An 18,615-nucleotide genomic window follows, 5' to 3' on the forward strand; every position below is an offset into this window, starting at 1 on the left:
CGCAGATGCGCTGGATCGGCGGCGGCAGCGGTACGACCGTCACCGTCTGCTGGTCTGTCTTCACCGCTTCGCCGCCGATCCAGCGCATCTGCGTGTACAGATACCAGCCCGCCGCGATCAGCAGCGCCAGCCCGACCAGATAGGGCAGCGCCGCACGGAGCGCAGAACGTTCCTCGAACGCATCGAAGCCGGCCGGCTGGGGGAGGACCATGGCGCTATCTCCGCTCAGCCAGCGCCGCCGGGCTTGCCGGTGACGAGGCCGACCTTGTTCAGGTCGAGCTGGCGGCACAGGTCGAGCACGGCGGTGACCTTGCCATATTGCGCCGCCTGGTCGCCCTTCAGCACGATGGGCACGTCCGGGTTGCTGGCCTTGGCGCTGCGCAGCCGGGATTCCAGTTCGGCGAGCGTTACGGGGAAGGCGTCCATGAAGATCTGGCCGTCATTGGTGACGGTGATCGCGATCGTCTTCGGCTGCACCAGGCTCTGCGCGGCGGTCGCCTTGGGCAGGTCGACCTTGATCCCCTGCACCGAGGCCGTGGCCATCAGGATGAAGATGACCAGCAGCACATAGGCGAGGTCGAGCATCGGCGTGATGTTGATGTCGTCATAGGCCTTGCGGCCGCGCTGAACCTGCATGATGCGTCTCCCCTCGTTCGGCTTATTCCGCTGCCATCGCCGTCACCGGCGCGGGGCCGTCGCTCTGCATTTCGGCGAGGCGGGCGATCAGCCGGTCGACGAAGACGCGCATCTCGTCCGAGAGCGCGCTGATTTGGGTGTTCAGGTAATTGTACCCGAACAGCGACGGGATCGCGCAGGCGAGGCCGGCGATCGTCGCCATCAGCGCCGCCGCGATGCCGGGCGCGATCGCGTTGACATTGACGTCGCCCGCCTGCGCCACGCCGGCAAAGGTGTTCATCACGCCGAGCACGGTGCCGAGCAGGCCAATGAACGGCCCGCCCGAGATCGCGATGGTGAGCAGCACCATCCAGCTGTCGAACTTCTGCTGCTCCTCGACGACCACGGCATCCACCGCCGCGCGCATCGCCTCGACGCTCTCCGCCGAGAAGCGCGCGCTGCCGCGCGCCTTGCGGCGCAGTTCCAGCTCCTCGATGCCGGTTTCATACAGATGGGCGAGCGGCGCACGGTCGATCACAGCCTGCTCGCGCGGGCCGATCCCTTCCACCGTCTTCATGCTGCGCAGTTGTTCGTGGAGTGCACGAAAGCGCTTGAGAAATGCGGCATTGCCGCGGCGGACCTGGCCGAGATAGCGCGCCTTGGCGACCATGACGCCGATCGCCAGCACGAGGATGAAGAGGCACAGCCCGATGATGAAGGCGTCGATCGCCTCCACCTTCCCGAGCACATAGAAGAAGGTGCTGCCGCCCGCGCTCTGCCGCTCGGCCGTATCGGCGACCAGCACCAGCTTGTTGCCGGGGCCCTCCGCCTGCGCCTCGACCGCGATCATCGCCGCCGGACGTGCAACCTTCGACAGTCGAACCTCGTCGATCTCGCCGGTGAAGGCACGCCCAGCCCCGCCGCCGAGCGTGATCGGGCCGTCGAGCGCCGGCAAGGCGCCGGCCGCCGCGCCCGCCTCGACGCCGTTGACGTAGAGCCGTGCACCGGAGGCGTCGGCGACGAAGGCGAGGTGCGCCCATTCGCCCTGCTTCAGCGGCGCGGCCGCCTGGATGCGCTGCCCGCCGATCAGGGCGAACGGCACGCCATTGGCCGCGCCGATCACCAGCGCGCCGCGGCTGAACACCGCCTGTTCGCCGGCGAGCTGGTCCAGCTTCACCCAGGTCTGCAGCGTGAACGGCGCGGCGGCGGGCATTGCCAGCGACGGCGTCGCCGGGATCACCAGCTCGCCGCTGCCGGGAAAGCGCGCGGCGCGCGCGATCACGCCGCTCTCGTCGATCGCCGGCGCCGCGTTCTGGGCGTTGTTGGCGTTGGCGGTCAGATCGGCTACCGGCTTCCCGGCGGCTTCGCTGAAGTGATAGGCGGCTACCGTGTCCGCATCATAGGTGCGGGCGATGTTGCCGCCAGCCGGCGCATTCTTGTTGCCGAAGTAGAGCCAGATCGTGCGCTTTTCACCGCCCGCGAGGCTAGGCACCGACACCCACAGCAGCGCCATGGTGTTCGTCGCGTCGTAGCGCTCGATATGGAATGGGAGCGGCGTCTTGCCATCGGCATCTATCACGCGCAGATCGGCCCCGTTTTCCAGCGCGTCCGAAAAGCTGAAATTGCCGTTGTGCAGTCGCACGAGCAGCACCGTGCGGCCGATCGCCCCGCTGACGTTCGCGCCGCCGGACGAGGTGTCGATGGTCACCGCCCGCCGATAGGGCCAGGCCTTGTCCCACCAGCCCGTGCTGGTCTGGGCGTGCGCCGGAGACGAGACCGCAAGCAGCGCGATCAACCATGCTAGAAGAAATCGGCCCACCTTGGCCCCCCATTTCCTGTCGGTTGTCAGAATTCGCCCTTGAGCGAGAACACGGTACGCGGGTCGCCGCGGTCGCTGATCGGGCCGCGCCGCAGCGGCACGCCCACCACCAGCTCGCCGGTGACCAATCGGAAGATCTGAAGCCGGATACCGCCGCCGGTACCGACCAGGCGGAACGAACGCTGCTGCCCCGCCGCCGGCTTGCGGACCCGGGCATAGCCGCCGTCAACAAAGCCGAAGAGCCGCACGCTATCGACGAAGCCGCCGATCGCAGGTCCCCAATCGGGTGTCCGCAGCTCGATCGAGCCGTTCACGCCGTCATCGCCCACGGCCTCGGAGAGATAATAGCCCCGAACGTTGGAGAGGCCGCCCAGCGAGAATTGCTCGTTGGTGACGAGGCTCGAATCCGCGAGTTGCCCGGAAAGGCGCAGCGCGACCTGCAGGTCCCGGACCAGGCTGCGGGTGTAGTTGAAGTCCAGATTGAGATGGACGAAGTTCTCGCTCGCATCGATCGCGCGGCCGGTGAACTGGTCGGCGACGATGCCGGTCCCATTGCCCAGCGGGCAGGTGAGCACGTCCGGGGGCGGTGCTCCGGTGAAGTTGCTCTCGAAGCAATCGTCGCGCTTGACCACGCGCAGACCGCCGGTCGCGCCGAGGGTCAGGCCAAAGTTCGAGCGTTCGCCCACGCCGCTGGCGGAATATTCGGCGACCAGCGGCACGTAGCGGATTCTTGTCGGCTGCAACGGCTGGCCCAGCAGCGATATGCTTTCCTTGAACGATTTGAAGTCGGGTCCGAAGCTCAGCTGCTGATAGAGTTTGTCTCCGGGCAGCTTGTAGGTCGCGCGCAAGCCGATCTGATAGCCGTTGCCGAGCACATTGGTGCCGCCCAGCGCCGCGACGTTGCTGTTCGAACGATAGCCGAAGACCAAAATCGACCAGGGCGTCCCGATCAGCGGCGCACTGTACGAACCGGACACCACGGCGCTCTGCTTCCGGTTTTGCGGCGCGAACGACCCCGTGACGGTGAGGGTGTGGCCCGCCCCCCACAGGTTGGTGTAGCGGGCGGTGCCGGTCAGCCGCAGCGGCCGCGTGTTCGGGCTGTTGTCGTTGTTGAGATCGATGCTGGCGTGGAAGGGGGTGCGATCCTCCACCTGAAGATCGACATCCACCGTGCCCGGCACCGCGCCCGGCTTGAACTTGGGGCTGATCTGCCGGTCCGGAAAGCGGTTGGCCTCGGCGACGTCGCGCTGGAGGGCCGCGATGTTGATGGGCTGCCCCGCCACCAGCGAAGGCACCTGCGCCCGCGCGGTTTCCGCTGCATGATGCCTTGCGTCGACCACCTCGACCTTGCCGAGCGGCGCCTCGTGCACCGCGAGCTGCACGATGCCCTGGCTGAACATGTCGTTCGGCTGGACCGGGATCTCGACGTCGACAGCCTCATAGCCTTTCGCGGCATAGGCCGCTTGCAACGCCTTTTGCGCGGCGATCACGTCCGTATTGGTGCGATCCGGCCCGAGAAAGGGATAGATCAGCGTTTCGATCTCCGCCGCGCTGAGCTTGGTCGCCCCGGAGACGTCGATTGCAGCGATAAGGAACGACGCTGGCGCGGCCTGTGGCGCCACCTCCTGCGCTGGCGCATCCGCGGAAGCGGGCGATGCCTGCTGGGCAACAGCGCACTGCGGAACAACGGCCACGCTCGCGAACAGCAGCACGCTGGCGCGCGCCGGGCGAACACCCAACCGGGCCGCAGCCCTGGGCAAACGCCTACGCTCACGCGAAAACGCGCCGCTACCGACCATGTGTCTCTTCCCCCACGTGAACGCACTTGCTGGAAGAGAGACAGGTTCGACCGACGATTTTGGCAAAAAAAATTTGTTACAAAATGATTTCAGCGATTGCGGGCATCGATACGATTTTCATGCGTCCGCTTATATACTTGCAAGCCACCCCCCGGTATTATGGGCTCCCGGACAAGATCTACGCCCTGTCCATTTTGCACATCGCTGCGCATAGCATCCAAATCGGAGCAGATAGCGGCCCCTCCCCTGCCCTGGACATGATGACCGCAGGAGGATCGCCATATCGGGCGCACCGATGCTCAAGGCCGTCGGGCGCGGACGGCGTGCGGCGGGACGGCGTCCGACCACAGCGCGCTCGCAAGTGCGAATGGTCCGCCTTATGCTGTCTTCCATGGTCGCTTCCTCTGTCTGGTCGCTTGCTCGGCTTACGATCCTGGCCGCTTCGGGCCTGGCCTGGAGCGAGCTCACGCCGGCAAAGGCACAGCGGGCCATGCCCGAGCAGCGCATGGATTTCGACATTCCCGCACAGCCGCTCGACATGGCGCTGACGCTGTATTTCCGCCGCACCGGCGTGCAGCTGCTCTACGACAGCAGCCTTACCAGCGGGCGTCACTCCAGCCGCCTCAAAGGGCGATACGCCCCTCGGGAAGCGCTGGCGCTGATGCTGCGCGGGACCGGTCTGATCGCAAGCTACAGCAGCGCCAGCGCCGCCGTGATCACGACGCCGGAACGCAGCGCCGTCAGCCCGGTGGTACCGCTCGGGCGCGTGGTCGTCCGTGAAAAGATTCGGGCGGTCCGGCTCAACGGTGTCGATCGCCTCGCCTATTACAGCATGCTGGAGCGCGCACTGCAATCCTGCCTTCGCGATGATCCCCGCACGGCACGCGTGCGGTTCGCGGTCACGCTCGCCCTGCGCTTGAGCGACGGCGGGCGTGTCACCGACGTCAAGATCCGGCACGGCAGCGGCCATGCCGGCCGCGACCGGTTGATTGTGGATACACTGCAGGGCCGCGCGGTACCGCCACCGCCGGAGGCATTGGCGCAGCCTCTGCTGATCGTCTTGCGCGGACAGGGCGGAGGCGTGTCAGGCGGCGATTCGCGCTAGGGCAGGTCCCCGGCCGACGAGGTGGGATCGGCGCAGGCAGAACACCGACGGCTTTCAGCCCGGAGCGCGCGCTACAGGCGTCGCCGATCAGAGCGTGGCCAGGCCGACCCCGAAGGCGAGAACCACGGCCCGCAACTTGGTCGGCGCGCCGAGCTTCTCGAGGGCGTTGCGCAGGTGAAACTCCACCGTTCGCCCCGAAATGCCGAGCGTGTGTCCGCTTTCATCGACGGTCTGGCCCAGCGCCGCCAGCTTGAGGCATTCGACTTCGCGGTTCGACAGTCTCGGGCCCGGATCGACCCAGGCTGCAACCGGCAGCAGCGTCTTGGCGAGCGCATGGAACTGGCCGGCAGCGAACGCCAGTTCGGGCGCCCGCCGTGCAATCAGCAACTGGACCGATTCGACGTCGCGGCCGAACAGACTCATATGGGCGGGGCACCCACCACTATCCTGCACCGGGATTGCCAAACCGGCGCAGACGCCACGTGCCCGCTCCTCCTCCAGCCACGCGTTTTGCCGGGCATTGAACCGCGGCTCTGCGCGCGTCGACCAGCAGAATGGCGCATAGGTGCCGCGAATCCGCGCCAGCGACGGGTCGCCCAGAATCCAGGCCTCGTCCTCCCGATCGGCATCGCCCGAGGTGGAGAGGTGACGGATCGGCCGGCCGGGTTCCTTGTCTCCCAGCCCCCATCCCGGCCGGCCGAACTGGGTGTAGCGGCCGCCGAAAAAACCTAGGCTGCGGGAGAACCGCAACAGCCAGCCATGTAGGTCCGCCCCCGATGCGCACCCGCTCAGCCTGGGGAAATCGACGATGTCGTCGACCTCCCCCGCCATACTGGCTTGCCGATCCACCTCCGCAATTTCGCCGTGCGCGGCATGGCTGCCAAGCATGCGCAATCCCCCAAATGCTCCCCAAAAGGACAGACAGCTGCAGGATCAATTTTGTGCAAAAAATTTTTGTTTCGAATCTATGACATAGGGCTGACGAGACCGCCAGCGGGGCAAAATTTCATCCCAGTATCACGACGTTGCCAGGCAATCGGGTTACCCGGACATCCAGCGCAAGGCGCGCCTGATTGAAGAAATCGTCCAGATCGTCGGTGCGGAAGGTTCCGCTCAGCCGGCGCGCGGCGAGCGCCGCGTCGGCGACAAATATCTTCCCGGGGCGATAGCGGTTGATCTCGTGGACCACGTCGCGCAGCGGCATGTTCCGGAAAATCAGCGTCCCTGCCTGCCAGGCCGTCCGCACCATGGCGTCGACCCCCGATATCACCGCGCCGATCGCATCGTTGTCGTAGCGCAGTTCCTGGGCGGGCCGCAGGATGCGCCCCTGCTCCCGCCAGGCGATCTCCACCATGCCGGCCAGGCAGGTGATGCACACCTGCTCGCCCTCTCGGCGTGCATTCAGGCGACCGCCCCGAACGACGCTGCTGCCGGGCCCAGCGACCAGCGCTGCACGCCCCCGTCCGCTGGTCAGCAGCGCTTCACCTGCGATCAGGTCTATGGCAGGCATCGCCATGCCGCTATGCAGGTCGATGCTGGTCCGCGTGTTGAGTTCCGCGACAGCGCCCCCGTCGAGCGCAATGGTGCGTCGCTCGCCGGGCCCAGTACGATAGGCCGCCATGGCTTCGCCCGGGCTTGGCACCCAATCCAGCAGCCGGCCGGTGACCAACGCACCGCCCGCGAGCGAGGCGGCAAGCGCACCGCCGATGAGCCCGCGGCGATTCAGCACGGGCGGACGGGTCCGGGGGGCAAAGGGTAGGATGACGGCGTCGGCACGCTCGATCGGATCGGCTGTCGGCCCCTCGCTCTGCGGCCGCGTCTCCACCTGTTGCACGAGGCTGCGCAAGCGCACGGCGGCGCGGAATGCCTCTTCATGCGCGCGACTTTCCGCCCGCCAGGCGATCAGCGCAGCGGCATCACGATCGGTCGCTTCGCCGGACAGAAGGCGATTCAGATGCTCCAGCGCCTCTAGCCGCAGGCGCGACGCATCCGTATCTGTCCAACCGCGCCCTTGCGTCATTTCCGGCAACCATCCGCTCGCTCTTGCATGAAGGCGCCGCGCCTTCATTGCTCGTTCGCCTCTACAGACGGGACAGGCTGGGACGCGCTTTTTTGCAAGCGATCAACGAAAATTTCATCTGTGACCTTGTGTAAATATCGGGTAGCCAACAGTATTTCGTTGCGAACGGTCCGTTCCGACACATTGAATTGCAACGCGATATCCCTGTATCCGGCATTTTCGACCCAGAACCCGCGAAACATCGCGCGGCGCCGTTCGGGCAGTCCTTCCAGTGCCTGTTCCACCAGCTTCAAATCGGCGCGCGCGCCGATGATCTGCTCGGGATCGGGCGAATCGTCCGGCAGTTCGACCAATTCGGCTACATCCGCAGCGGAGAGATGGCGCGCTTCCGAGCGGAACCGGTTGATGCCGATATTCATCGCCATGCGTAGCAGATAGGATCGGGGGTTGCGGACCTCGGCCAGTTCCTCGGCCCGGCGGAGGCGGACATAGGTATCCTGCAATGCCTCGTTCGCAGCGTCGGCCGATCCCAGCCGGGACGTGAGCCTTCGCCGCAACTCGCCATATTCCGCGACGAGCAGCGCAATCAACGCATCCCGCGCGGATACGCTCACGATTGCACGCCGATCGCGCCGAAAGCGGCCCCCACGATGCGAATGCGACCTCTCCTCAACCGAGGGTCTGGACTGCAGCTTGCTGCAGAGTGGAAAGGTCGAGTTCGATGACGAAGTCGATACGGGCCGGCAGGCTGGCGGGAATTGGCGGCAGCGGTCGCGCGCGCTCGAGTGCTTCCAGCGCGGCATTGTCCAGCAGGTCGGATCCCGAACTCTTGTGAATCCACGACTGGATGACGCCGCCCGCACGATCGACAGTGAAGGCAAGCGTGGTCACCCCGGCCAGATGCGCACGGCGTGCCTCGGCGGGATAGCGGCTGCCGCGCGAGATCGCTTCGTAGAGGCGGTGCTGATAGGTGCTGAGGTCGGACGTGCGGGCTCCGCTTTCGGCCGCCGACGGGGCGAAATCGACGGGCGACACGACCGCTCCCCCGTCGCGCGCCGGCATTGGCGCGATGCGCTCCGGCGGTGCGGACGCGGCCACGGGTGTGGCGCGTGCAGGCGTACCGGCGAGCGGCTTCAACGGCATGCGCTGCAGCTTGGGATGCGATCGCCCCGCCAGGCCCTCGTCCAGCGGAATGAGTTCCACGACAAGGGGCGGCCGACTGGCAGCGCGGGTCCCGAGGATGTGGTGGTGGAAGTCCAGCAAGCCGACAAGGATGCCACCCAACAGCACCGCTTGGCTCACACAAGAGCAAATCAGGCCGAGAACGTTGATCCTATTGGGACCAGGCATATCCACTCGCATCGACTCAGATTGTTGCGGGATTGTAAAGCACCCTTCAGGACGTTCTTGTGACATACGCAGCGCCGGCCGGGGCTGGACTAGGGAAACCCCGAGCCTGCACGACGGAAGCGTCAACGGCGAGCTTGCCGGCTACCGCCGCACAGGTTTGCCCTGAAGGTCGGCCGTCGCCCTTCGCCACTTGGGCGCCAGCGCTTGTTGCTGCTCCAAATGCGATCCCTCAACCCGCTCCGATCCGGACTTGCGGCGCTCGAGCTGAAGAATCTCTGACATCGGCCCCGGCGATGGTTCGCGGAACCGGACGATGCGCGGCAGGGCTCGACGCCCTCGGTCCGCAGATCGACGCGCTGCCAACGTCCGTGCCGACGCCCCGTGGCAGACGGCGGCAACAATAAATTACAAGATGCTCCCAGGCAATCGATGGACGTGCCGGGGACCCGTGGGTTAGGTCGCCGGCATGCAAGCCGGGACCAGCAGGCGAGGAAGGCTGGCGATCGTCCTTTGGGCGATGGCGATGGGAGGCTGCAACCGTCATCAATCGGTGTTCGCATCGTTCGGTGAGGAAGCAGCGGGCATCAACCATGTCACGCTGGTGATGGTGGCGGGCGGCCTGCTCGTCGCCGCCGGCGTCGCGGGCCTGATGGCTTGGGCCGTACGCGCCCGGCCGGGGGCATTGAGCCTGCGCGGCGGCGAGCGGCTGATCCTGATCGCCGGCGGACTGATCCCGGCGCTGGTGCTTGCCGCGCTGCTCGCCTTCAGCCTGCCTTATATGCGCCCGCGCGCCGTGGCCCCGGCGGACCTGCGCATCGATGTGGCCGGCGAGCAATTCTGGTGGCGCGTCGCCTATCGTCCGGCCGAGGGAACGGCGGTGGTGAGTGCCAACGAGATCCGCATCCCGGTGGGGCGCACGGTGCTGTTCCGGCTGTCGGGTAGCGACGTCGTCCACAGCTTCTGGATCCCCGGCCTGGCCGGCAAGATGGACATGATCCCCGGCCGCACCAACGAATTGCCTGTGCGCGCCACCCGACCAGGGCGCTTCCGGGGGCAATGCACCGAATTTTGCGGGCTGTCGCACGCGCTGATGGCGTTCGACGTCGTCGCGATGCCGGCCGCCGACTTCGACCGCTGGCTGGCGGCGCAGCGACGTCCGGCGCTGGCGCGCGCCGATGCAGGCGCGGCGCTGTTCCTCCGGCACGGATGTGGCGGCTGCCACGCGGTCCGCGGCACTGCTGCGACCGGCACGATCGGGCCGGACTTCACCCATCTCGCGGCGCGCGCCACGATCGGCGCGGGCACGCTTGCCAACACCGAAGCTGCGCGCCTGCGCTTCCTGCGCGCACCCGCTGCCGTGAAGCCGGGCGCACGGATGCCAGCCTATCCGCAGCTGGCCGAAACCGAAGCCCGCGCGATCGCGCGCTATCTGGGAAGCTTGCAATGAGCCTGCACGCGCAAGACGATCCCGAACTGCGCCGGGCACAGGAGGAACGGCTGCGCGCCGTCTGGGCGCCGCCCAAGGGCATTTTCCTGCGCTGGAGCGACACCAACAACGACTCGGTCGGCCCCTGGTATACGGTGACGGCCTTCGCCTTCATGCTCTTCGCGGGCGTGCTGGCGCTGATCATGCGCACCCAGCTGGCGGTGCCGGAGAACGACCTGGTCTCCGCCAACACCTTCAACCAGCTGTTCACGCTGCACGGCTCGGCGATGATGTTCCTGTTCGCGGTGCCGATGTTCGAGGCGGTCTCGATCATCCTGCTGCCCCAGCTGCTCGGCGCGCGCGACCTGCCCTTCCCGCGGCTTTCCGCCTTCGGCTATTGGAGCTTCCTGATCGGCGGGGTGTTCGTGCTCGGCTCGATCTTCTTCAACGCCGCCCCCGATGGCGGCTGGTTCATGTACCCGCCGCTCACCACCCGCACCGATCTCTCGGGCCTCGGCGCCGATATCTGGATGCTGGGGCTGTCGTTCATCGAAGTCTCGTCGGTCGCCGCGGCGGTGGAACTGATCGTCGGCGTGCTCAAGTGCCGCCCGCCCGGCATGCGGCTGAACCTGATGCCGCTCTATGCCTGGTACATCCTCGTCGTCGCAGTGATGATCCTGTTCGCCTTTCCCCCGCTGATCGCGGGCGACCTGCTGTTCGAGATGGAGCGGCTGCTCGGCTGGCCGTTCTTCGACGCCAGCCGGGGTGGGGACCCGCTGCTGTGGCAGCACCTGTTCTGGATCTTCGGGCACCCGGAAGTCTATGTGATCTTTCTGCCCTCGATCGCGCTGTTCGCGATGCTGATCCCCACTTTCGCCCAGCGGCATCTGCTCGGCTATCCCTATATCGTGCTGGCGGCGGTGGGCACTGCCTTCCTCAGCTTCGGGCTGTGGGTGCACCACATGTTCGCGACCGGGCTGCCCAAGATCAGCCTGGCCTTCTTCTCGGCGGCGAGCCAGGCGGTGGTGATCCCCACCGGCATCCAGATCTTCGCCTTCATCGCCACGCTGGCGGCGGGACGGGTGATCTTCTCGACGCCCTTGCTCTACGCGACCGGCAGCCTCGCCATCTTCGTGATCGGCGGGCTGACCGGCGTGATGGTGGCGGTCGTGCCGTTCGACTGGCAGGCACACGACACCTATTTCATCGTCGCGCACCTGCATTACGTGCTGATCGGCGGCACGCTGATGCCGCTGTTCGCCGGCCTCTATTATTACTGGCCGCTGGTGACGGGGAAGCGGCTGAGCGACCGGATCGGCCGCACCGCCTTCTGGATTCTGTTCGCCGGCGCCAACCTCACCTTCTTCCCCATGCATCTTTCCGGGCTCATGGGGATGCCGCGCCGCGTGTTCACCTATCCGGCCGAGCTGGGACTGGGCGGGCTCAACCTCGCCTCGACGATCGGCAGCTTCCTGTTTGCCTTCGGCGTGCTGCTGATCGTGATCGACCTGCTGCGCTCCCCCTGGCGACCGCTGGGCCCGCGCAACCCGTGGAACGCCGGCACGCTCGAATGGCTGGCGACGCCCAAGGGCGAGCATTGGGGCATCCGATCGATCCCGCTGATCGAGACGCGCTATCCGATCTGGGACCAGCCCGACTTCGTGAAGAAGGTGGACGAAGGCCGCTTCTTCCTGCCCGATGCCGAGGAAGGGCGGCGGGAATCGCTGATCACCTCGGTGCTCGATGCGCGGCCGATCGCGGTGATCCGGCTGGCGACACCCTCCTTCGTGCCGATGGCGACCGCGGCGGCGCTGGGCGCGGTGTTCATCCTCACCACCTATCATCTCTATTGGGCCGCGCTGGCGGCCGGCGTGGTCACGCTGGGGATGGTGCTGTTCTGGCTGTGGCACACCGCCGAAATCCCCGAAAAGCCGTGCAAGCCGATCGGCCATGGCATCGAACTGCCGCTCTATGTCTCCGGGCCGCTGGCGCCGGGCTGGTGGGCGATGTTCATCACCATGATGGCCGACGCCACCGCCTTTTCGGGACTCGTCTTCGGCTATTATTTCTTCTGGACCGTCCACCCGCAATTTCCGCCGCTGGGCATGGCAGGGCCGGGCCTGTTCTGGCCGATGGCAGCGCTGGCGCTGATGGTGCTGAGCTGGGCGGCGACGCTGGCGGCACGGGAAAGCAACACGCGGGGCGCGGTGCGCGCGGCGCGGCTGCTGCTCGGCGCCGGCGCGATCGCCGGGCTGGCGGCCATTCCCGCCGGGCTGGCCGGGCCCTGGCATTCCGGGCTCGACCCGACGCTGCACAGCTACCCCGCCATCGTCTGGACGCTCACCGGCTGGACCGTCGCCCATGCGGCGGTGGGCGTGATCGGCCAGCTCTATGCGCTGGCCCGCAGCCTGGCGGGACGGGCGACGCCGGTCTACGACGCCGATATCCGCAACGTCACGCTCTACCAGCATTTCCTGCTGTTCACCGCGCTCGTCACCTGGGCGACGCTGGGCCTGTTCCCGGAGGTGGCATGATCCGGCGGCTGCACCGGCGGTTCCGCGCGCTGCGCGTCACCTTGTGGACGCTGATCGTCCCGCCGACCGGCTGGGCCGTGCACTTCCTGTTTTCCTATCTGTGGGCGGCGGTGCGCTGCGCCAAGACGGGGCGCTATGCAGACTCACCGGCGATCTTCTGGGGCAGCACGGCGATCGCATTGCTGGTGATCCTCGCTTCGGGCTGGATCGCCTGGGTGCAGACGCGCACGCCGGGCGACCATCCGCCGCACGAGGCCGGCACCGACAGCGATCGGCTGCGCTTCCTCGCCTATGCAACCGTGCTGCTCGCCGCGCTGAGCCTGGTGGGCGTGGTGTTCACCGCGCTGCCGGTATTGTACCTGCGGGACTGCCGGTGAGGCGCGCGGTATTCGCGCTGGGGGTCGCGCTGCTCGCCGGCGGCTGGGCGGTGGCGGGGCTGGGCATGACCGGGCACATGGCCGCGCACATGCTGGCGGTGGCGGTGGCGGCCCCGTGCATCGCGGTCGGCATCGCCGGAACGCGAGCCGATCCGGCGCAGCGGCTGCCGCACATCGTGACGCCGCTGGCGATGAGCGTGGTGGAACTCGGCGTGGTGTGGAGCTGGCACCTGCCCGTGCTGCGGGCCGCCGCCGCGCATGCGCCGCTGCTGCTCGCGCTCGAACAGGCGAGTTTCCTCGCCGCCGGGGTGCTGTTGTGGAGCGCGGTGCTGGCGCCGGGCGCGCGGGCGATGGGCGTCGGCGCGCTGCTGCTGACCTCGATGCACATGACCCTGCTCGGCGCGCTGATCGGGCTGGCGCCGCGCCCTCTCTATCCGGCGATGATGCATCAGACGCCGTGGGGGCTCGCGCCGCTCGCCGACCAGCAATTGTCCGGCGTGGTGATGCTGCTGGTGGGCGGCGCGGCCTATTTTCTCGGCGGGCTGGGGCTGCTCGGCACGCTGCTGCGGCAGGAGGCGCGGGCATGACGATCCGGATTACCTGGAAGCGCGCGGCGCTGGCGCTCGCCGGCATCGTCGCACTGGCGCTGGCGGTCGGCTGGTCGGGTGCAATCAACGTCGCTGCCTCCAGCGGGCATTGGCCGATCACCAACTGGTTCCTGCACTGGGTGATGCGCAATTCGGTGGGCACGCGCAGCGCGCTGGAGAGTCCCCGGGCGGCGGCCGATCCGCAAGGGCTGGTGAGCGCCGCCGGTCATTTCGCCGCAAGTTGTGCCGCCTGCCATGGCGCGCCGGGAATGCGGCCGCGCGCGGTGTTCCAGGCGGCAACGCCGCCGGCACCGGACCTCGCCCGCACCGCGTCCGAATGGAGCGACCGCGAGCTCTACTGGATCATCGATCACGGCGTGAAGTTCAGCGGCATGCCGGCCTGGCCGGCGCGCGATCGCCCCGACGAGATCCGCCGCATGGTCGCCTTCGTCCGCCGCCTGCCGACGATGACGCCGGCCGACTATGCCCGGCTAACCGGCGGCGTAGCGGGCATTGCGGGGGCGCCGCGGTTCGAGGCCTGTGCCGGCTGCCACGGCGCCGATGGGCGCGGGCGTGGTCAGGGCGACATCCCGGTCCTGGGCGGACAGCACCCCGCCTATCTCGAGACGGCGCTGCGCGCCTATCGCGACGGGCGCCGGTCGAGCGGCGTGATGGCCAATGCCGCCGCGTTGCTCAACGACGCCGATGTGGCTGCGTTGGCTGCGCGGTTCGCCGCGTTGCCGGGACTCGAGGAAGCGCCGAATGGCCGCCACGACGCGGAAGCCGAGCGCATCGTTACGCGAGGCCTCCCCGATCGCCAGCTACCTGCCTGTTCGAGCTGCCATGCACCGGGCAAGCCCTATCCTGCCCTTGCTGGGCAGAAGCCCGCCTATCTGGCTGCACGGATTCGGCAGATGCGCGGCGACGGCAAGAAGGTGGATGCCCGCCAATCGCAGGCGACGATGCCGGTAATCGCGCGGCGTATACCCGAAGCGATGGTCGACCGGATAGCGAAGTATCTTGGACATACGTCCGGATAGCGGGCCATCCTCCAGAGTGTCCTCACCCAAGGTGCAGACACTCTGGATATTCGTAAGCGCATCGTCGATGCCGTCGGCCGTTCACATGTGATTTGCACATGCTCCAGCGGGAGCAACCCGGCGGCTGCGCGGGCCAACGCTTGGCTACAGTTCAAGTATCGTCGTTGAACCGCTAGAGCCTGCCCGCCGGGCGCACCGACGGCTCGCCCAGCGGGGCGAGATATTGCTCGTCGGTCACTTTCTCCAGCCAGGTGACAGGCGTGCCATCCACCGTTTCCTGAATGGCGATGTGCGTCATTGCGTGATCGGAAGTGGCGCCGTGCCAATGCTTGTGATCCGCGGGGCACCACAGGATGTCGCCCGCGTGGAACTCCAGCTTGGGTCCACCCTCGATTTGCGTCCAGCCGATACCGTCGGTGACGATCAGCGTCTGTCCCGCCGGGTGCGTGTGCCAGGCCGTTCGCGCACCGGGCTCGAAATGCACGATGGCACCGCTGACGCGCGATGGCTCGGGCCGCTGGAACTGGCCGGTGATCATTGCCTTGCCCGTGAAGTACTCCGCCGGTCCATCAAGGGTTTTCAGGTCTGATTTGCGATCGATTTCCATGCGAGGAGCTCCTTGTCGTGAAGAATGCTGCCGCGCCTGCGCGTCCACCGCCTCCGGCAGCCAAACGCATGCAAGGGTCGCGGTGACCAGAATGAATCCCATGTGCATGGGCTAGAGGGTCCGATCGAAGAAGCTGGCGATGCTGTCGAACGGGATTCTTTCCTTGCGGTCGTAAAGATCGACTTGGTTCGTGCCAGGAATGATCATCAGTTCCTTCGGCTCGGCGGCGGCGGCGAAGGCAGGGCTGCCCTGCTCGGCATCCCGCCAGCGCTGACGGCTCAACTGCTCGAGAGTCTTCGTCCGCTCCTCGAGCGTGACGGTGTCGTTATAGCCCTTGGACATCCCGCGGGTCATGTCATACATCGTGACCGCAACGACCGCTCGTACGCGCTTGTCGACGGCGACTGCGTTCAATGCCATGGCGCCCCAGCCGCAGATGCCGATCACGCCGATGCGCTCGCGATCCACAAAGGACTCCAGGCCGAGATAATCGACGGAGGCGCTGAGATCTTCGGTGTTGATGTCGGGCGAGGCCAGATTGCGCGGCTCGCCGCCGCTCTCGCCGGTGTAGGACGGATCGAATGCGATCGCGACGAAGCCGCGCTCGGCCATCGTTTGGGCGTAGAGCCCGGATGACTGCTCCTTCACCGCGCCGAACGGGCCGCAGATCGCCAGCGCGGTTGCGGCGACGGCCGCGCCACTCAGCTGAAGGAGGCCGCGTCGACTCAGCCGGCCCGTGCGCTCATCTTGAAATCGCATGATCATCTGGATTCTCCGGATCCGGTACATCATGAAAACGAAGGGCTCGCGCGACGGCGGCTGATTGCACCGAGCAGCGCGGAGCCGCAAAGCAGGACGGCGCTGGCCAGGAAGCTCGCCCGATGGCCCGCCGCATCGAACAACAGTCCGCCGCCGGCCGCGCCAACCGTGATCGCCAGTTGCACGGCCGCGACCATCAGGCCTCCGCCTGCCTCGGCGTCGTCGGGCAACGTCCGGCTCAGCCAGGTCCACCACGCTACGGGAACCGCTGTCCCAATCAGGCCCCACCCCGCCAGCAGCGCAGCCGTCGGCAGCGGCTTCGTACCCAGGGCGACCAGGCCAACGGCGATCGCCGCCATCAACAACGGCGCCACGATAAGCGTAGCGGCCAGGCTTTGCGAAATGGCACGACCGATCAGCCAGGTGCCGAGAAGGCCCGTGCCGCCCATGAGCAACAGGACCAGCGAGAGCAGCGAAACGCTGAGCTGCGTCACGCCTTCAAGGAACGGGCGAAGATAAGTGAAGAGAGCGAATTGGCCCATGAACAGCAACGCCACCGCACACATGCCAATGCGCGCTTCGGCCCGCCGCAAAAGGGCCAGCCCGTTGGCGGCACGAGCGTCCCGAGGCGACGGCATTCCCGGGAGGCTACGCCAAAGCCAAATGAAGGTAATGGCTGCCAGCGGAACCACAAGGAAGAACGCCCCGCGCCAGCCGATATACTGGCCGAGAAAGCTACCAAGCGGGGCCGCGATGGTGGTCGCCAGCGCATTGCCGCCGTTTAGCATCGCAAGGCCTTTAGGCACCTGATCTTCGGGAAGCAGGCGCATCACGGTCACTGCCGACATCGACCAGAAACCGCCGATGACGATGCCGAGCAGCGCGCGGCCCGCCATCAGGATCGCATAGGTCGGTGCGAGCGCCACCATTGCACCCGACACGAGCATCAGCGCTGCCAATGCCAGCAGAAGTATCCGTCGATCAAGGCCGCGCGTCAGCGGGGTGATCGCCAGGCTCGTCAGAACCGCAAGCAGGCCGGATACGGAAATCGCTTGGCCCGCCGCCCCCTCGGTCAGCCGCAGGTCGGCGGCAATCGGACTGAGGATACTAACCGGCAAAAATTCCGACGCGATAAGCGTTGCCACACACAGCGTCAGCGCCGCCACCGCGCCCCACCCGCCGCTTCTTGCGCGCGGCGGCGTCTGCGTCGGTACGTATTTTCGATTGACGCTAATCGCCATTGCAGTCTCGCCTTCACCAATGCTCCGGCATCTTCCGGATACGCTGATTATGAGGAGAGACGGCAACGGGAAGTAGACGGCGCCGGGTTCATGAACCGATGAGCACCGCTCAACGATCAATCACTGCCAATTGCCTCCGCGGAGATGGTCGATGAGAAGGCGGAGCGCTGTTGGGAGCTGCCGCCGCCCAGGATAATAAATGTGGAAGCCCGGGCCGCTTGACGACCAGTCCGCGAGTGCGATCTGCAGCTCGCCACGGTTCACATAGGGCAAAGCGAGCGGCTCAGGGACATAAGCAATGGCGGCGCCGCGCCGGGCCAGATCAAGCGCCAAAGCGCTGTTGTCGACGGTGATCGCGCCGGGCACATCGACCGCCAGGCTTTCGTCGTCCTGATCGAACTCCCATGCGTAGCGACTATTATCGCCCAGACGGAAGCGAAGGCAATTATGCGCCAGCAGATTATTCGGATGCAACGGTATCCCGAACCGCTCGAAATAGGACGGCGCACTCGTAGCGACCCAGCGCAGGTCCGGAGACAAACGCTGCGCGACCATGTCCTCGGGAACGGTACCGCCGTAGCGAATGCCGGCATCGGCACCTGCAGCCACTACATCTACCATGTCGTTGCTAACGACGATATCGACCTCGATGTCGGGAAAGCGTGCGATGAAACTTGGCAGGGCGGGCCCCAGCAACAGTGTCGCTGCATGTTCCAGAACATTCAGCCGGATACGGCCGGTCGGATCCTCGCGGTAGCGGTTCAGTACGTCCACTGCGCAAGCGATCGCCTCGAAATGGCTGCCGATCGCCGAGCGCAGCTCCTCGCCCGCGGCCGTCAGCGTAACGCTGCGGCTGGTTCGATTGAGCAAGCGAACGCCGAGCCGTGCCTCCAGGCCTTTGAGCGCATGGCTTAGCGCCGAAGCGCTGACGCCCAGTTCAAGCCCCGCGCGCCGAAAGCTGCGGTGGCGCGCGATCGCGAGGAAATAGCTGAAGTCCGCAAGGTCGGCCCGATTGATCGTCACATCGCCATATTGCCCGCGTTGAGAGGGTCCGGCAACAACGCCAAGATGCCGTCCACATTGCAGGAGGCCGTCAATGTGAACCGCTGAGGATCGTTGACGCCGTTCGAAGCGAGGCCGCCGTTGAAGCGATGCCCAGCGAAGTGGTCTTCAGGCACGCATGCTGTAGGGCCGGACGGCGATGGGTGGATGATGGGCTGTGACTGCGTGTTGGCGGAAACGACAACGCCGCCCGTGAGGGCGGCGTGTGGCGTTCTGTAGCGGTGGTTGCGGGGGCAGGATTTGAACCTGCGGCCTTCAGGTTATGAGCCTGACG

Annotated in this window: 19 protein-coding genes; 6 read left to right on the forward strand and 13 right to left on the reverse strand. The window is 66.7% G+C overall.

Annotation, left to right across the window (positions count from 1 at the left end):
• From S2M10_RS00195 to S2M10_RS00210, 4 genes are all read right to left on the reverse strand, one after another.
• The coding region (locus S2M10_RS00195) for a hypothetical protein (RefSeq protein ID WP_168844299.1) at positions 1-211 on the reverse strand (211 nt) is incomplete at its 3' end.
• Positions 212-225: 14 nt separating this feature from the next.
• Positions 226-636, reverse strand: a complete 411-nt coding sequence (locus S2M10_RS00200) for a biopolymer transporter ExbD (protein WP_168844300.1) — start codon at positions 634-636, stop codon at positions 226-228.
• 22 nt (positions 637-658) lie between these two features.
• Entirely contained in the window at positions 659-2,410 is a 1,752-nt protein-coding gene (locus S2M10_RS00205) for a MotA/TolQ/ExbB proton channel family protein (protein WP_168844301.1), read from the reverse strand.
• Between the two features lie 50 nt (positions 2,411-2,460).
• A complete protein-coding gene (locus S2M10_RS00210; protein WP_348770498.1) occupies positions 2,461-4,128 on the reverse strand; it encodes a ShlB/FhaC/HecB family hemolysin secretion/activation protein in 1,668 nt (555 codons plus the stop codon).
• Between the two features lie 496 nt (positions 4,129-4,624).
• Here S2M10_RS00210 and S2M10_RS00215 point away from each other — a divergent pair, with 496 nt between their 5' ends.
• Positions 4,625-5,338: a secretin and TonB N-terminal domain-containing protein gene (locus tag S2M10_RS00215; RefSeq protein ID WP_168844303.1), complete on the forward strand. Its 714-nt coding sequence runs from the start codon at positions 4,625-4,627 to the stop codon at positions 5,336-5,338.
• An 87-nt stretch (positions 5,339-5,425) separates the two neighbouring features.
• Here the strand turns inward: S2M10_RS00215 and S2M10_RS00220 are convergent, their stop codons facing one another.
• The 4 genes from S2M10_RS00220 to S2M10_RS00235 all read right to left on the reverse strand — a co-directional run bounded on the left by S2M10_RS00220 (position 5,426) and on the right by S2M10_RS00235 (position 8,708).
• Complete coding sequence (locus S2M10_RS00220) at positions 5,426-6,226, reverse strand: LuxR family transcriptional regulator (protein WP_247650517.1); 801 nt, start codon at positions 6,224-6,226, stop codon at positions 5,426-5,428.
• Between the two features lie 118 nt (positions 6,227-6,344).
• Positions 6,345-7,406, reverse strand: a complete 1,062-nt coding sequence (locus S2M10_RS00225; RefSeq protein WP_247650518.1) for a FecR domain-containing protein — start codon at positions 7,404-7,406, stop codon at positions 6,345-6,347.
• On the reverse strand, positions 7,403-7,972 hold the full coding sequence (locus S2M10_RS00230; protein WP_168844304.1) for an RNA polymerase sigma factor: 570 nt from the start codon (positions 7,970-7,972) through the stop codon (positions 7,403-7,405). Before S2M10_RS00230 ends, S2M10_RS00225 begins: the two co-directional genes overlap by 4 nt.
• 55 nt (positions 7,973-8,027) lie before the next feature.
• Positions 8,028-8,708 (reverse strand): energy transducer TonB, encoded by a 681-nt coding sequence (locus tag S2M10_RS00235; RefSeq protein ID WP_247650519.1) that lies wholly within the window; start codon positions 8,706-8,708, stop codon positions 8,028-8,030.
• A gap of 466 nt (positions 8,709-9,174) precedes the next feature.
• Here S2M10_RS00235 and S2M10_RS00240 point away from each other — a divergent pair, with 466 nt between their 5' ends.
• The 5 genes from S2M10_RS00240 to S2M10_RS00260 are packed head-to-tail and all read left to right on the forward strand — an operon-like array spanning position 9,175 to position 14,672.
• The gene (locus S2M10_RS00240) at positions 9,175-10,155 is read left to right on the forward strand and encodes a cytochrome c oxidase subunit II (protein ID WP_247650520.1); all 981 of its coding nucleotides are present in this window, start codon (positions 9,175-9,177) and stop codon (positions 10,153-10,155) included.
• Complete coding sequence (locus tag S2M10_RS00245; protein WP_168844305.1) at positions 10,152-12,668, forward strand: cbb3-type cytochrome c oxidase subunit I; 2,517 nt, start codon at positions 10,152-10,154, stop codon at positions 12,666-12,668. The genes S2M10_RS00240 and S2M10_RS00245 overlap by 4 nt, the downstream gene beginning before the upstream one ends.
• Entirely contained in the window at positions 12,665-13,045 is a 381-nt protein-coding gene (locus tag S2M10_RS00250) for a hypothetical protein (RefSeq protein WP_168844306.1), read from the forward strand. Before S2M10_RS00245 ends, S2M10_RS00250 begins: the two co-directional genes overlap by 4 nt.
• Positions 13,042-13,632: a cytochrome c oxidase assembly protein gene (locus tag S2M10_RS00255; protein ID WP_168844307.1), complete on the forward strand. Its 591-nt coding sequence runs from the start codon at positions 13,042-13,044 to the stop codon at positions 13,630-13,632. The genes S2M10_RS00250 and S2M10_RS00255 overlap by 4 nt, the downstream gene beginning before the upstream one ends.
• Positions 13,629-14,672 carry a c-type cytochrome gene (locus tag S2M10_RS00260; protein ID WP_168844308.1) on the forward strand — a complete coding sequence of 348 codons (1,044 nt, stop codon included), beginning with the start codon at positions 13,629-13,631 and terminating at the stop codon, positions 14,670-14,672. Before S2M10_RS00255 ends, S2M10_RS00260 begins: the two co-directional genes overlap by 4 nt.
• A gap of 172 nt (positions 14,673-14,844) precedes the next feature.
• Here S2M10_RS00260 and S2M10_RS00265 read toward each other — a convergent pair whose 3' ends face one another.
• The 5 genes from S2M10_RS00265 to S2M10_RS00285 form a co-directional block, all read right to left on the reverse strand.
• Positions 14,845-15,279: a cupin domain-containing protein gene (locus S2M10_RS00265; RefSeq protein WP_168844309.1), complete on the reverse strand. Its 435-nt coding sequence runs from the start codon at positions 15,277-15,279 to the stop codon at positions 14,845-14,847.
• A gap of 111 nt (positions 15,280-15,390) precedes the next feature.
• Complete coding sequence (locus S2M10_RS00270) at positions 15,391-16,044, reverse strand: alpha/beta hydrolase (RefSeq protein WP_247650521.1); 654 nt, start codon at positions 16,042-16,044, stop codon at positions 15,391-15,393.
• Between the two features lie 23 nt (positions 16,045-16,067).
• Positions 16,068-17,279, reverse strand: a complete 1,212-nt coding sequence (locus tag S2M10_RS00275) for an MFS transporter (protein ID WP_168844311.1) — start codon at positions 17,277-17,279, stop codon at positions 16,068-16,070.
• A 120-nt stretch (positions 17,280-17,399) separates the two neighbouring features.
• A complete protein-coding gene (locus tag S2M10_RS00280; RefSeq protein WP_168844312.1) occupies positions 17,400-18,302 on the reverse strand; it encodes a LysR family transcriptional regulator in 903 nt (300 codons plus the stop codon).
• Positions 18,299-18,457, reverse strand: coding sequence for a hypothetical protein (locus S2M10_RS00285; protein ID WP_168844313.1), 159 nt, complete (start codon positions 18,455-18,457; stop codon positions 18,299-18,301). The genes S2M10_RS00280 and S2M10_RS00285 overlap by 4 nt, the downstream gene beginning before the upstream one ends.
• Positions 18,458-18,615: the final 158 nt, after the last annotated feature.

It is taken from the genome of Sphingomonas sp. S2M10 (genome assembly GCF_012650175.1).
Classification (GTDB): domain Bacteria; phylum Pseudomonadota; class Alphaproteobacteria; order Sphingomonadales; family Sphingomonadaceae; genus Sphingomonas.